Below are 14,097 nucleotides of genomic sequence, written 5' to 3'. Positions count from 1 at the left end.
GAGTGCTGATGCCTGCTCGTCTGACCGCGGTCAGACGCCGAGGTAGGCCCGCTGCACCCGCGCGTCGTTCTGGAGCTCCTTGGCGCTTCCCGACAGCACGACCCGGCCCTCGGCCAGGACGTAGCCGGAGGTGGCGATCTGCAGGGCCGAGTTGGCGTTCTGCTCCGCGAGCAGCACGCCGATGCCCTCGTTGTTGATCTCGACGATCGTCTCGAAGACCTGCTGGGTGATCAGGGGCGCCAGTCCCATCGACGGCTCGTCGAGGATCAGCATCGACGGGTCCGACATCAACGAGCGGCCGATCGCGACCATCTGCTGCTGGCCGCCCGACAACGACCCGGCCGCCTGCTTGCGCTTCTCACGCAGGACCGGGAACAGGTCGTACGACCGCTCCAACAGCGTCTTGACCCGGGACTTGTCGCCGCGCCGGACGTAGGCGCCCAGCATGAGGTTCTTCTCGACCGACATCCGCGGGAACAGGTGGCGTCCCTCGGGGCAGTGCGCGAGGCCCTTCTTGACGATCGCCGCCGGGCTGCTGCGCGTGATGTCCTCCCCGTTGAACTCGACCGAGCCGCTGTTCGGCCGGAGCACGCCGCTCATCGCCTTGAACAGCGTCGACTTCCCGGACCCGTTCGCACCGAGGATGACCGTCAGCTCGCCGTCGTTGGCGGTGATGTCGATCCCGTGGAGGACGTCGACAGCCTCGTAGCTTGCGTTCAATCCGCTGATCTTGATCATGATCGCGCTCCTGCTTGGTCGTTGTTGGCGCCGAGATAGGCCTCGATGACGAGCGGGTCCTTCTTGATCTGCTCGGGCGACCCGGTCGCGATGCGCTGCCCGTGGTCGAGCACGACGATCTGGTCGGCCAGGTTCATGACCATCGACATCTTGTGCTCGACGAGACACACGGTGATGCCACGCGACACCATCTGGCGGATGAGGTCGCCGAAGGCCTCGGTCTCCTCGTCGTTGGTGCCCGCTGCCGGCTCGTCCAGCAGCAGCAATCGGGGCTCCGTGGCCAGGGCGAGTGCCATCGACACGCGCTTCTGCGCCTCCTGGGGAAGCTTCGACGCCACCTCGTCACACAGGTGCGCCGCCCCGACGAACTCGAGCTCCTCCATCGCCTTGGCCCGACTCGCGCGCTCGTCGCGCCGGTGCCGAGGCGTGTGGAAGACCGCGTCGAGCGCATTGGACTTCGAGCGGACGACGCAGCCGGCCAGCACGTTGTCGAGCACCGTGGAGTCCTCGAACAGCTGCGTCGTCTGGAACGTCCGGGCGATGCCTTCGCGCACCGTGCGGTGCGGCTTCATGCCGGTGATGTCCTTACCCTCGAACGTCACCGTGCCGGAGGTCGGCGTGTAGAACCCCGCCAGGAGGTTGAACAGCGTCGACTTGCCCGCACCGTTCGGACCGATGATCGCCGTGATCTGACCTTCCGGGACATCGATGTCCACGTCCTTGACCGCAGCAATGCCGCCGAACGTCTTGCCGAGACCGCGTACCTGCAGGAGCATCAGTGCACCTCGTCCTTCGTGGTGGAGCCGGCCGGCACGGTGGCGGGCTCGGTGGCCGGCTCGCCGGGCATCGTGGTGGCGCGGCGTTTGAAGCGCGCGGGGACCAGGTCGTTGAGGTACCCGATCATCCCGCGCGGGGCGAAGATGACCAGCAGCACGATGATCGGTCCCAGCACGATGAAGCGATAGGTCTCCAGGTCCTGCAGCATCTCGAACAAGAACGCGACCAGGAGGCTGCCCAGCAGCGGCCCCATGACCGTGCCGAGGCCGCCGATGAGCAGGAACAGCAACATCTCGAACGTGCGGTCGATGCCCGCCGAGTCCGGGCCGATGAAGCCGTTCAACGAGGCGAACAGGCCGCCGGCGAGTCCGGCGATGGTGGCCGACGCGGTGAAGGCCAGCTGCTTGCTGACGGCGACGTTCACGCCGATGGACTTCGCCAGGTCCTCCGAGGTGCGGATGGCCACGAGCGACCGTCCCGCGTTGGAGTGCAGCAGCGCATGGGTCGTGTACGCGGCGGCGGCCAGGAAGATCAGGACGAAGTAGTACATCGTCGCCGGCTCCGTGAAGTCGATCGGTCCGATGTTCTCGGGGAACTTCACCCCGCTGACGCCCGAGTGCGCGTGCGTCAGCGACTCCCACCGCACGATGACGATGAAGATGAGGAACCCCAGCGCCATCGTGAAGATCGCGAAGTAGGCACCCTGCGTCCGCAGTGCGATGAGCCCCGAGACGTAGCCCAGCACCGTGGTGGCGAGAATCGCGACGAGGAAAGCCGACCAGAACGGCCAGTCACGGTCGGTCGTCAGCAGGCCCACCGTGTAGGCGCCCACGCCGAAGAAGGCACCGTGGGCCAGGGACAGCTGCCCCGTGAGGCCCAGGATGATGTTCAGTCCGTAGGCCGCGATGGCGTAGATGGCGGCCGTCGTCACCACGCGCAGCAGGTACTGCTGCTCGCTGAAGACGACCGGTGCGAGGAGCAGGGCGATCGCGACGAGGGCGACGCCGAGCAGGCGGGGGTTGAGTCGGTCGATCATCGCTGTGCCACCGTTCCGAAGATGCCCGTGGGCTTGATCGCCAGGACGGCGATGAGGATGACGAAGATCGCCGCCTCCCCCGCCGCGACGGAGATGTAGGTCGAGGCCATGACCTCGGCGATCGCGATCGAGAAGCCACCGACGATCGCTCCGGGCAGCGAGCCCAGGCCGCCGAGGATGATGATGGCGAACACGGTCAGGCCGAGGGCGTCGCCCATGCCGGGCGAGAGCAGGTTGATCGGGGCGACCAGACCGGCCGCGATGGCGACCAGCGCCAACGAGACCGCGAACGTCACCATCGAGACCATGCTCGGGTTGATGCCCACGAGCGCGGCGCCCGTGCGGTCCTGCTCGATCGCCTCGATGGCCTGCCCGTGCGGCGAGCGCTTGAGGAACCAGGTCAGGAGCAGCAGCACGACGACCGCCGTGACGATGATGATGATGCGCTGCCACGAGACCTGGGCGCCCAGGACGCTCACCTGGCCGCCGACCGGCGACTGCATCCGCAGGAATCCGGTGCCCCAGACCTCCTGGACGAGAGCGACGAGGAAGAACATCACGCCCACCGTCGCGATCATGTGATGGGTGTGTGGCGCATTCCGCAAGGGGTGGAACACGAGTCGCTCGAGCACGACGCCGAGGAAGGCCAGGACCGCTGCGGCGGCCAGGATCGCCACGACATAGGGCATGCCGGCGTCGGTGAGGAAGAAGTATGTGAGGTAGGCGCCGAGCATGTACAGCGCGCCGTGCGCCAGGTTCGGGAAGCCCAGGACGCCGAACACGAGCGTCAGCCCGATGGCGGCGAGACAGTAGATCCCGCCCAGGGCCAGGCCGTTGGCCAACTGCTGGATGAAGAGGGTCATCAGTCACCTTCTGATGGGAGGTCGGTGGATCAGGGCGTGGCGGGGCCCCGGCCGCCCGGAGGACGGACGGTGGGGCCCCGCTGGCTCACTCCTGCGGCTGCTCGATCGCGAAGGGCTCGTACTCGCCGTCCGCGTTGCGGTAGGCGGCCTGGAGGCCGTCCGCCTGCAGGTGGCCCTTCGCGCTGACCTTGTTCGGCACGAAGAAGACACCCTCGACCGACTTGACGGCCTCACCCATCGCCTCACGGATGGCCTTCGGGTCGTCGGTCGTACCAGCGATCTTCATGGCCTCGATGAAGATGGGCAGCGCCTGGTAGTTCAGCGCGATGTCGGCGTTGACCGGCTTCTCGGAGGAGTACTTCTCCTTGTAGTCGGCGATGAACTTCTCGGTGCCCTCGAACAGCGGCAGCGGCATGATGCCGACCGAGTTGTTGAGGTTCTTCGGGTCGGTGAACTCCTCGAGCTCCTCGAACTTCGCCTGGTCGATGATCAGGAAGGCGCCCTTGAAGCCCTGCTTGCGCGCCTCCTCGATGAGCAGCGCCGTGGGCTGCGAAGGGCCGCCGACGAGGATCACGTCGGGCTTGCCCGCGAGCGTCTTGGCCACCGGGCCGGCGAAGTCCGAGACGGTGCCGTAGTCGATGTTGTTCTTCGGCAGGACCTCGCCGCCGGAGGCCTCCCACTTCTCGATCGTCGTCTTGGTCCACTCCTGGCCGAACTCGCTGGCCGTGGCCATCAGGCCGAGCTTGGCGTTCTCCTTGGTCTTGACCTTGTCGATGAACGGCTGGACGTAACTGTCGAAGCTCGGGGGGATCATGACCGTGAGGTCGTTCCCGCTCTCGAGGATCGCCGGGTCGGACGAGTAGGCGCCCACGAGGAACTCGGTGCGGCCGGAGTTCAGCTCCTGCGCGGCCTTGATGCCGCCGGCGTGCGGAACGAAGACGACCGAGGCGCCTTCCTTCTCGACGAGGCGCTGGACGTTCGTTCCGGTCGTGCCGGGCTGGTACTGGTCGTCGAGGGACTCGAGCTTGACGGTGTACTTCTTGCCGTCGATCTCGACGCCTTCCTCGTTGACCTCGTCGATGGCCATCTTCAGGCCGTTCTGGACGTTCACGCCGTACTCGGCGGCACCTCCACTGAGTCCGGCCGAGTACCCGATGACGATCGTGCCGTCACCGGAGTCGCTCGAGCCGCCGCACGCGGCGACGGCCGCGAGCATGCCGACGCTGGCGACCGCGGCCGCGGTCCTGAACGTGCGCTGTGACAATCGATGAGTCATTCCAGTCCCCCCATGTGATCTGCTTCATACTGAACGTGAACTCAACTTAAGTGCCCGGTGGGACTCCGTCAATCCGAGAGTGATCCACAACACAGTTTTTTTCCGCCATGGGCCACCGCAGAATCTGCTAGCTCCATTCCGGCTCGTAGGCTGAAGTGAGCCACGGGCCGGGAAGGACCGACCAGCGAGCGAACGACCGGACGCCATCACGGTGCGCGGCGCCCGCGTCCACCACCTCGAGGACGTCGACGTCACGGTGCCCGTGGACCTCGGCCCCGGAGGAGGCGTGAACGGCGGGCGGATCGTCGCCACCGGCACCGCCGAGCAGGTCGCAGAGAACCCCGACAGCGTCACCGGCCGATACCTCCGAGCGGCGATGTCTTGACCCCGGGCTTCACGACGCGCCATGCTCGCGCATCACCGACCACTCGTTCGGTGCACGAGACAGGATGTCGAGCCCATGACGACACGAGCACTGCGCATCGGCGGACGGGCCGCCCTCGCGGCCGGCCTTCTCGCGGCGGCGGCCGCGGTGACGGTGGCCGTCATCGGGATCCTCGCGTCGGCAGGCAAGGTGACCCACCCCGTGGACCTCGCCTGGGGCCCGTTCCACCTCGAGCACCGGGTGTCGCTGCCCGTCGCGTGGGGCGCGGACGTCTGCCAGTCGGCCGACGTCGGGGACCAGACTTCTCCGAGCGAGTGCCTGAGGTTCTTCGTCCATGACGCGGACGGGTCAGGTGCGCGTGGGCCGGTGCGCGAGCAGGACGCGGATGTCCGCCCTGAATCGGCGACCCTGACGGGAGCGGTGGAACTCGCCTCCACGGGTCGGCCGAGTGCCTTCGTCGCGACGTCGGCGGTGCGCGATGCGATCGGTCTGGCGGTCATCAGTGCCGCGCTCCTCGTGCTGTGGCGCCTGCTCGCGGGCGCAGCCGGGCCTGTGGCCGAGCGCCGCACCGCACCGCTCGTACGGGCCCTCGGCTGCCTGTTGATCGCCGGGAGCCTCGTCGACGCGGCGCTGGGACTGTTCATCGCCACCCAACTCCGGTACTCGTACGAGGCATTCGGACCCGGACCGCTGCTGTCACCGGCCGACGGCCGCGGGTTCGACCTCGGCCAGCTCGCTCTCGGCGGATTGGTCCTGCTCATCGGCGAGCTGTTCCGCCGCGATGCCACCGCCGAGGCCGACGACCGACTGACCGTGTGAGGGCCGACCCGCCAGAGTCAGGACCTCGCAGCCAACGCGTCGGTGAGCATCGAGACGAGGGTCTCGAGCTGGATGTCCGCCGACTCGACGATCTCCTCGTCGGAGCCGTCGAGCGCACGGGCGGCGAGACCGGCCTTGCTGTCGATGAGCTCGACGATCCGGTTCTCGATCGTGCGCGAGGCGATGATCCGCCACGCCGTCACCGGCTCCTCCTGACCGATGCGGTGGACCCGGTCGATGGCCTGGGTCTGCTCCGCGTCGGTCCAGGACAGCTCGGCCAGCACCATGTCGGAGGCGACCTGCAGGTTGACGCCCACGCCGGCCGCAGACAGCGAGCAGACCACGACGGAGACGTCGGGATCGTTGACGAAGGCGTCGATGTTCTTCTGCCGCGCCGACGGCGTCTGGTTGCCGCGGATCGACGAGTACCGGATGCCCCGCTTCTCGAAGGTCTGCTCGGCGACGTCCATGACGTCGACGTGCTTGGCGAAGAAGACGACCTTGCCGACGCTGTGGGCCAGTTGAGCGGCGTAGTCGGCCGCGAGGCCCGCCTTCGCCTGGCCGATGCGCCGCATCATGGCGAAGACGTTCTCCTCCGTCTTCGCGGACTCCTCACGCTCCCACGCCGCGATCCGGCGCACGAGGTCGTGGTCGATGCCCTCGACCGGCACACCGGGCGCACGGGTCTCGAGCGCCGCCTCGTAACGGGCGACCAGCCGCTGCTGGAGCTCGCGCTCGGCCGCGTGGATCGAGCGTCCGGCCTCGTCGTCGAGCTCGACCCGCAGGTCGGCGATGCGGCGGGCGGGGATGTCGGCGGCCACGTCGACCTTGCGCCGGCGCACGATGCCCATGTCGATGACGCGGGCGCGGGCGGCCGAGAAGAACCCGGGGTCGATCGGGGTCAGGCCCGTGTCCTCGAGCGCCTGGAGCAGCTCGGCGCGCGGCTTCTTCTCGTCGATCCACCCCAGGTACTGCCAGATGGCCCGGAAGTCCTCGATCTCGTTGATCAACGGGGTGCCGGTCAACGCCATCAGCAGCGGCCGGGAGGTCCGGGAACGGATGCGCTCGGACAGCTGGAGGACGTGCTGGGAGCGCTGGGACGACTTGTTCTTGATGAAGTGCGCCTCGTCGAGGACCATCCCGCGGAAGCCCAGGTCGCCGAGCCAGCCGACGTGCCGGTCGAGCACCTCGTAGTTGACGATGACGATGTCGGCGAATCCGTCGATCGTGTGGCCGTCGCCCTGGATCACGGTGGCCTTGTGCTTCGGGGTCCACATGTTCGCCTCACGCGCCCAGTTGGACTTGACGACGTTCGGGACCACGACCAGCAGCGGATAGGCGTCCGCGGCCTGCGCCGCCAGGAGCGCCTGGGCGGTCTTGCCCAGGCCGGGCTCGTCGGCCAGCAGGAAGGTGCGGTGCCCCTCCGCGGCGGCTGCCACCAGTTGCGCCTGGTGGCGCATCAGCTCTTTACCCTCGGGAAGGGGCACGGAGATCGGCTCGGGCAGGGCCATGCACGCCGGGGAGCTGCTGGACGCCCGCTCGAACGACGACAGCAGCGGTCCGATGAGCTCCCAGCTGGCCAGCCGCCGCCCTTGGGGCTTGCGGGTCTCGGGGGTCTCGAACTGCGGAGCGAGGAACGGGTCGGCCAACCGGCGCGAGATGACCGACTGGGGAACCACCTGACGCGTGGGAGCCGCGGGCGTGGGGTCCTCGTCGACCTCCGCCTCGGGCTCGGCCGGGGACTCGAGGCCCGCGGCGATCAGCATGTCGCGCTTGAGGGCCTTGGAGGCGTCGGACACCTCGGCGTCCTCGGCGAGCAGGGACAGCAAGGAGGTGTCGCGGGTGGCGGTCTTCGCCAGAATGGTGCCGATGCCGTCGAGTCGCTTGAGCTGCTCGGCCCGTTGGGACTCGCCCATCGAGGCCGTCTTGACCCGCGTGCGCTCCTCACGCGCCAGCAACGCGACGGTCTGGAACTTCGTTCGAACCGTCGGGGTCGCCCGGCCGCGCTGGACGCCCGCCTCGACGTCGCGCACGGCGCGCGCGAGCACCGGGATGATGCCCTCGTTGTCCGTGGCGCGCCCACCCCGCTGGTTCCGCGGGCGTGCCCCGGTGGAGCTTCCCTGACTGCGGCCTCGTCTGGCCAAACTCGTCTCCTCTGACTGGCGCTCTTTCCGTACCGAGACGGCAGCGCACTCGGACCCTGCAAGGCCCGGGCTCGCCGACTTCGCCGACGACGAACGCGTGGCCGCCCTGCGGGCAGCCGCGGACCTGGTGACCAGATGAGGACCGACGACGCGATCCGCGGTCGGCCGACACTCACTGGTGTTCTTTTCCGTCCCCATTCCAGCGCAGTTCTGCTGCGAGCGCGTGGAGACGACGTCCTGACACTCAGAGTTTACCCCGACGAGGGCGCACGGATCGCACAGGACACGAGCGGTCTCGTCCATGGCATGACAGCGTCATCGCGTTCGTCCCGTCGATCACGCTCGGATGCAGGATCGACGACGAAATCCGGCGGATCCAGTGGCCCGGGGATGCAGGGCCTCAGGCCCAGGTGTCGACTGAGTGGCTCGCCGATGGGTACCTCTCAGTCCCAGCTTCGGCGCACGGGGGCGCCGCGGCGCAATGCAGAGGAGTGGTCATGGCTTCAACGAGGAAGACCCAGGGCAACGGTGGTGTCCAGATGACGGACGACAGCCTGCGCGTACGGCAGCTCACGCACTACCAGTTCAGCTGGACCGCGGGCGAGGGTGGCGGGTCCGGTGTCTGGACGCTGCAGCTCGTGCTCGACCAGGGCGCGTGGGAAGAGGTGCTCACGGTCAGCGCCGAGGACGCCGACGCCCTGCAGGACATCCTGACGAACACGAGCAAGGTGTTCTACGACATTGACCGCCGCGTGCTCATGTTCGGGGTCACCAAGACGGGCGACTGACCCGCCCCAGCAACACCATTCGCAACGAGGAGTGCGGCGGCATCGCATGTTCGCGGTGCCGCCCTGCCCCTACCGCCTCCGGCACGATCAGCTGACACGTGACCCGCCCACGGCCCCGTCACGGTCGAGGTCCAGGCGGATCGTCAGCAGACTCGTCCCCAGGGCGCGAACGGCTGCGCTGTTCCCGCGGGGAAGGGCGCGCAGTCGTGCCTGAGGATCGTCGTCCGGCAGCACGTGCGCGATGCCGGTGTGCCACCGTCCCCGCATCAGCAGCCGAACCCTCGGCTCGGCCACCAGGTTCTTGACGTACTGCGAACGCAGACCGTGCTCGGAGACCAACCAGAACGAGTCGCCCACCAGTCGCCCACCCACCGGATTGCGGCGGGGCTGTCCGGACGTGCGACCCGTGGTCTCGAGCAGGACGGGTGCTCCCGGGATCCGGCCGGCGATCCGCCTCACGACCGGGTTCGCCACGTACCGCTGGAACACGTTGACGACTGCCTGCTTGCGCCGCTGGCCTGGTGCCGACTTCTCGGTCATCGACCGACCTCCACCCTCGTGTTCCGGAACCGTGCCTGCGACCTTGGCGGGCGTCGAGCGCCCGGCGACGCGCGTCGGGTCAGTTTGTCAGAACCGGAGGGCCAACCGGCGACGACCGCGGCGGCCACGAGGAAGTCCGTCGGCTCGACGCCGCCGTTCGGGGTGTAGTCGAGCAGGCCCGTCAGACTGCCGCCCCGGCGACGTGGCCCCGCACATCCTGGGACGACGAGTTCATGCCGTGGCGTGATGATCGTCGCGCCGGCCGGAGGCCACCACGCGACTCTGGGCCTGAGCGACAACACTGAGCCCACGCCACAAAGACAAAACCCCCTCACCGGCGAGAGTGAGAGGGTCTTGCATGTCCGAGGCTACATGCCCGGTCTCGAAGCTCTCGCGGCGGCCGTGACGCCCGCGTCCCTGTCTCGGTACTCGTCCGCGACAGGGACGCGGCCGGGGACGTTCTCCCGACCATCTGGGTCGTCTCCACCGTCGACGGGCCCGGAGGTGTGGCTCAGCGCTCCAACGCCGCCCGAAGCTGCGCTCGGGAGGTGATCCCCACCTTCAAGAACACCTTGTTCAGGTGGTACTCGACGGTCCGGGAGCTGATGAAGAGCTGCTTCCCGATGGCGGGGTTGGAGTACCCCTCGATGGCGAGCGCGACGACTTGGGACTCACGCTCGGTGAGCGCGCCGAGCGTCTTCGGCGTTCGACGGCGAGCCTGCTCACCCGATGCGCGCAACTCGAGCCAGGCTCGCTTCGCGAACGCGGTGGCACCGGCCGCGTCGAACACCTCGAGCGCTTGTCGCAACGGTGTCCGCGAATCCACCCGCCGCGTCTGCCGACGCAACCATTCCCCGTACAGCAAGTGAGTCCGGGCGAGGTCCAGGCTCATGCCGGACAGCTCCAGGTGCCGCACGGACTCACGGAAGTGCTCCTCCGTCGAGTGGTCCTCGGCGAGGAGGGCCAGACAGCGCTGCTCGATCCCGAGGGCCCAGGCCGATCCGGTCGCGCGGCCGATGGAGCGGATCAGCGCGATCGCCGTCGCTGCCTGCTCGGGGTGGCCGAGCCGCACCGCCGCCTCGACCACCTGTGGCGCGGCCCACGACGAGACGAACGGCTCGTCGGCGTCGAGTGCCCGCTGCGCGTCGCGCAGCGCCGGCTCGTACCGGCCCGAGGCGATGTGGACGAGGGACCGGCCGAGGTCCACGAGGGGCGTCGCGCCCACATCGTCACAGTCCGGGTGGTCACCGCCGGATCCCTGCCAGCTCCGGAGCAGGGTCGGCGTCAACGCGGGCGCGGCCGCGCCGATCCGGTGGGCGAGGTGTGCCGACTCCTCCGTCGCGACCGCCGCACCGTCCATCTCTCCCCGCCACAGGCGCAGGCAGGCCAGCAGGTCGAGCGCTCGTGGCAGGCTCGCCAACGCACCGGCCTGCCGAGCATGGTCGACAGCTCGCCGGGCGAGCGTCACCCACGCCTTCTCGTCCAGCAGGTCCATGGCGATCCGGGTCGCAAACGGGTGCGCGGCTGATTCATCGGCGCACCACGCGTCGATCGCGCGAGCGAGGGTGACGCGATCGGGCACCGCACCGCTCCCCCACCGAGACGACACGAAACGTGACAAGAAGTTACACCTGTTAGACACTGGGATTCCCCCGGAAGTCCAATCGCGTCCGGCCGACTCCCGGTTGTGCTCATACTTGCGCTATGAGTCAGCAATTGGTCATGGTTCTCGCAATCGCGGTGATGGTCGCCGTCTTCGTCTGGTGGCTGGTGATCTTGCTCGAGGCGCTCCGAGTGCCTCGGGAACGCTGGGAGGTGGCCGGCCAGAGCCAGTTGATCTACGTCCTTCTGATGGTCTTCCTGGGAATCGTCGGGTCGATCGCGTACGTCGCTGTGGCACGGCCACGTCTGCGGGCGGCATCCGTGCCCGCCGCAGGCGTGTGACGGTCGGGGCAACACGAGGGCGTGTGACGGCCGCGGCAACACGAGGGCGACACTGATGCACGAGACTGCCAGGCGAACTTGCGGTTGTAGCGGGTGTGGCGCGAGTCGTGGAAGCGGAACGGCGCGATGCCGGACTCTTTCAGATCGAGACTGAGGGGCTGCCACACGCGCTCGTAGAAGTCGTGGATGGCGAGTCCAGTCGGGGACGTGAACACGATGTCGTCCGCGAGGCGGCCCTCCACGAGGGGTCGTAGGAGCTCGACCAGCGCCGGGGCGATGGTGATGGCGCGGCGTGACTTCGGGGTCTTGGGGTTGCCGAGGTGATTGCCCGCGAATGGCGTGCTTGGGTCGCAGGCCGTGGTAGTTCGCCTTGGTCTTGATGGACCGGTCCCAGCTGATCAGCCAGGCCTTGATGTCCTTCTCTGTGATCGCGTCGATGCGTCGGTTGAAGGATCCGCGTACCGCGGATCTCGGTGCGCGCCAAGACCTTCACCTGCGACAGGTAGCGCTTGCGCTGCCCCGGCGACGGGTCGACAATCTGTCGCACGTACTCCTCGGCCACCTCGGCGAAGTACGGCGGTGGCACGTAGTGGTCGTCGCGCGAGCGGACGAACCCCTGCCCTTGACCCAGCCGTCGGGCCAGTTGCCACCCGCGGCCTCGACCGCCTTCTTGAAGCCTCCGGCGCGAGCGAGGTTCTGCGCGTCGGTGCCGGCGCTGAAGGTTTCGTCTTGGCGGACGCCGGTGCGGCCTCCGCCCATTCGCCATTCGACGCGCACCGAGAGCCCGCCATCGGTTCTGCGTCGCTCCTGAATCCATGCCATGTCGGGTGCTCCTCTGACCCTCGTTAGGTGTCATCGGTGCGCCCTGCGAGGGCCCATGTGCCGCCATGGTGCCGCCATGACCGCAAATGCAAAGTGGCCCCTGCTGCGTTTCCGCAGATCAGGGGCCACTTCGCAGGTGTGTCCGAGGGGGGACTTGAACCCCCATGCCCCTAACAGGGCACTAGCACCTCAAGCTAGCGCGTCTACCAATTCCGCCACCCGGACGAGGTGTTTGTGGTGCAGCACTGAACTCTAGCAAACGCCTTCACGGCCCATGCAGAAGGCCCCGGGTAAGTATGAGTTACCCGGGGCCTTCGCATCGAGAACGCGTGATGAATGCTCTCGGATCCGGTCGCCCGGGCGGATCTCCTCGACACCTGCACCACCAGGAGTCTGCGTCCGGCGCGAGCCGTCTGCGTGAGGTGAATCGGGCTTCCTTCTCGCTCTTCTGGGGAGAAGTGCGTGAGACCTGTCTACGCCTCATGTGACAGCGAACACAAGGGGTTTCGCGCATCATTGCAGGGAAATTCTCGCGTCCACAGGTTCTCCACACCGGACACACGCTTACGTCCACACGCTGTCCACAGCGGTTGTCCACAGCTGTGGATCCAGCACGGTGTGGATTCAGCAGGGCATCACCAGAGTTGTGAGACCGCGTGGATCACCAGGCCGGCCAGACCGCCGACCACCGTGCCGTTGATCCGGATGAACTGCAGGTCCCGCCCGACGTGCAGCTCGATCCGGTCGGAGGTCTCCTTGCCGTCCCACCGCTCGACCGTCGCGGAGATGACCGTCGCGATCTCGCCGCCGTAGTGCTCGACCACGTAGGCCGCCGCATCGCCGGCCCACCCGTCGACCTTCGCCGCGAGGACCGGGTCGGACTTCAGCCGCTCCCCCAGGCCCTCGATCTCTTCGACGATCCGCCGGCGCAGAACGCCGTCCCGGTCGCCCAGCGCCTCGAGCAGACCCCGGCGGAAGGAGTCCCAGAGCCGGACCGTCGTCACCGCGGCCTTCGGCTGGGTCAGCAGCCGCTGCTTCAACCGCTCGGCGCGCTCCATCGTGTCGGCGTCGTGCTGCAGGTCGTGCGCCAGCTCGACCAGCCAGTGGTCCAGCGCGACCCGCGCGTCGTGCCGGGGGTCGTCGCGGATGTCCTCGACCCACGTGAGCACCTCGCGGAACAAGCGGTCCGCGATCATCGTGTTCGCCCAGCGAGGCGCCCACTCCGGCGCCCGCGCGATGATCAGGTCCGTGATGCGGTCCGGGTGGGCCGCGAGCCAACCGTGCAACTCGTCCAGGCCCAGGTCCACCAGGCCGGTGTGCGCCCCCTCGTCGAGGATCTCGGTCAACAGCTGGCCGACGGCGGGGCTGAGCGGCTCCTGCATCATCCGCGGGATGATCAGCTCGGTGATGACCGCCTGGACGTCCTCCTCCTTGACCCGGCCGAGCAGGTCCGAGGTGACGCGGGCGCCCTCGTCGACGATCCGGTGCACGCGCCCCGGGGCAGCGACCCAGGCCCCGACCCGCTCGGCAGGTCCGGCCGCGGCGATGCGGTCGCGGATCACGTCCTCGCGCAGGAAGTTCTCGGACACGAAGTCCTGCAGGCTCGCGGCCAGCTGGTCCTTCTTCTTCGGGATCAGCGCCGTGTGCGGGATCGGCAGACCCATCGGATGCCGGAACAACGCCGTGACCGCGAACCAGTCCGCGATCGCGCCCACCATCGCCGCCTCCGCCGTGGCGTTGACGTACCCCCAGGCGCCGCCGTGGCCGTGCGTCAACGCGAAGACGATCGCGGCGACCACCAACAGCGAGGTGGCCAGGGCGCGCATCCGGCGCAGAGCGGTTCGCCGTGCCTCGTCGTCACCCGACAGGGGCAGCACCGGGCTCATCACTTCGGTCATGGCGCAACCCTAGGAGTCCCCCGCCCCGCTGACACGGTGGAGAGCACGGCCGCCACCTAGAATCGCG

The 14,097-nt window shown here is 68.3% G+C and carries 13 protein-coding genes and 1 tRNA gene; 4 read left to right on the top strand and 10 right to left on the bottom strand.

Annotated elements, in window-relative coordinates; all coding sequences use genetic code 11:
- Positions 1-30 precede the first annotated feature (30 nt).
- The 5 genes from GL325_RS01485 to GL325_RS01465 all read right to left on the bottom strand — a co-directional run bounded on the left by GL325_RS01485 (position 31) and on the right by GL325_RS01465 (position 4,690).
- Positions 31-738, bottom strand: coding sequence for an ABC transporter ATP-binding protein (locus GL325_RS01485; protein WP_154594913.1), 708 nt, complete (start codon positions 736-738; stop codon positions 31-33).
- The gene (locus GL325_RS01480; protein ID WP_154594912.1) at positions 735-1,514 is read right to left on the bottom strand and encodes an ABC transporter ATP-binding protein; all 780 of its coding nucleotides are present in this window, start codon (positions 1,512-1,514) and stop codon (positions 735-737) included. Before GL325_RS01480 ends, GL325_RS01485 begins: the two co-directional genes overlap by 4 nt.
- Positions 1,514-2,551 carry a branched-chain amino acid ABC transporter permease gene (locus tag GL325_RS01475; RefSeq protein ID WP_154594911.1) on the bottom strand — a complete coding sequence of 346 codons (1,038 nt, stop codon included), beginning with the start codon at positions 2,549-2,551 and terminating at the stop codon, positions 1,514-1,516. Before GL325_RS01475 ends, GL325_RS01480 begins: the two co-directional genes overlap by 1 nt.
- Complete coding sequence (locus GL325_RS01470; RefSeq protein WP_154594910.1) at positions 2,548-3,414, bottom strand: branched-chain amino acid ABC transporter permease; 867 nt, start codon at positions 3,412-3,414, stop codon at positions 2,548-2,550. Before GL325_RS01470 ends, GL325_RS01475 begins: the two co-directional genes overlap by 4 nt.
- A gap of 85 nt (positions 3,415-3,499) precedes the next feature.
- On the bottom strand, positions 3,500-4,690 hold the full coding sequence (locus tag GL325_RS01465) for an ABC transporter substrate-binding protein (protein WP_154594909.1): 1,191 nt from the start codon (positions 4,688-4,690) through the stop codon (positions 3,500-3,502).
- 211 nt (positions 4,691-4,901) lie between these two features.
- On the opposite strand from GL325_RS01465, the gene GL325_RS01460 reads away from it, so the two are divergent.
- On the top strand, positions 4,902-5,075 hold the full coding sequence (locus tag GL325_RS01460; RefSeq protein WP_187769042.1) for a hypothetical protein: 174 nt from the start codon (positions 4,902-4,904) through the stop codon (positions 5,073-5,075).
- 75 nt (positions 5,076-5,150) lie between these two features.
- Positions 5,151-5,894, top strand: coding sequence for a hypothetical protein (locus tag GL325_RS01455; RefSeq protein WP_187768373.1), 744 nt, complete (start codon positions 5,151-5,153; stop codon positions 5,892-5,894).
- Between the two features lie 17 nt (positions 5,895-5,911).
- Here GL325_RS01455 and GL325_RS01450 read toward each other — a convergent pair whose 3' ends face one another.
- Complete coding sequence (locus tag GL325_RS01450; RefSeq protein WP_308209229.1) at positions 5,912-7,942, bottom strand: DEAD/DEAH box helicase; 2,031 nt, start codon at positions 7,940-7,942, stop codon at positions 5,912-5,914.
- 593 nt (positions 7,943-8,535) lie between these two features.
- Here GL325_RS01450 and GL325_RS01445 point away from each other — a divergent pair.
- Positions 8,536-8,826: a hypothetical protein gene (locus GL325_RS01445; protein ID WP_222865745.1), complete on the top strand. Its 291-nt coding sequence runs from the start codon at positions 8,536-8,538 to the stop codon at positions 8,824-8,826.
- A gap of 87 nt (positions 8,827-8,913) precedes the next feature.
- Here GL325_RS01445 and GL325_RS01440 read toward each other — a convergent pair whose 3' ends face one another.
- Both GL325_RS01440 and GL325_RS15860 read right to left on the bottom strand, forming a co-directional pair.
- Entirely contained in the window at positions 8,914-9,366 is a 453-nt protein-coding gene (locus GL325_RS01440; RefSeq protein ID WP_187768371.1) for a nitroreductase/quinone reductase family protein, read from the bottom strand.
- 511 nt (positions 9,367-9,877) lie between these two features.
- Positions 9,878-10,948, bottom strand: a complete 1,071-nt coding sequence (locus GL325_RS15860; protein ID WP_187768370.1) for a LuxR family transcriptional regulator — start codon at positions 10,946-10,948, stop codon at positions 9,878-9,880.
- Between the two features lie 122 nt (positions 10,949-11,070).
- On the opposite strand from GL325_RS15860, the gene GL325_RS01430 reads away from it, so the two are divergent.
- Positions 11,071-11,310, top strand: a complete 240-nt coding sequence (locus GL325_RS01430; protein WP_154594903.1) for a hypothetical protein — start codon at positions 11,071-11,073, stop codon at positions 11,308-11,310.
- A gap of 961 nt (positions 11,311-12,271) precedes the next feature.
- On the opposite strand, the gene GL325_RS01425 is transcribed toward GL325_RS01430, so the two are convergent.
- Together GL325_RS01425 and GL325_RS01420 are read right to left on the bottom strand one after the other, a co-directional pair.
- Positions 12,272-12,357, bottom strand: a tRNA-Leu gene (locus GL325_RS01425).
- A gap of 410 nt (positions 12,358-12,767) precedes the next feature.
- Positions 12,768-14,030 (bottom strand): DUF445 domain-containing protein, encoded by a 1,263-nt coding sequence (locus tag GL325_RS01420; RefSeq protein WP_187768369.1) that lies wholly within the window; start codon positions 14,028-14,030, stop codon positions 12,768-12,770.
- Positions 14,031-14,097: the final 67 nt, after the last annotated feature.

Origin of the sequence: Aeromicrobium sp. 636, assembly GCF_024433585.1 — a bacterium.
Taxonomy (GTDB): Bacteria; Actinomycetota; Actinomycetes; order Propionibacteriales; family Nocardioidaceae; genus Aeromicrobium; species Aeromicrobium senzhongii.
Note: the sequence above shows the minus strand (reverse complement) of the source record. Positions and strands in the feature narration are given on the sequence as shown.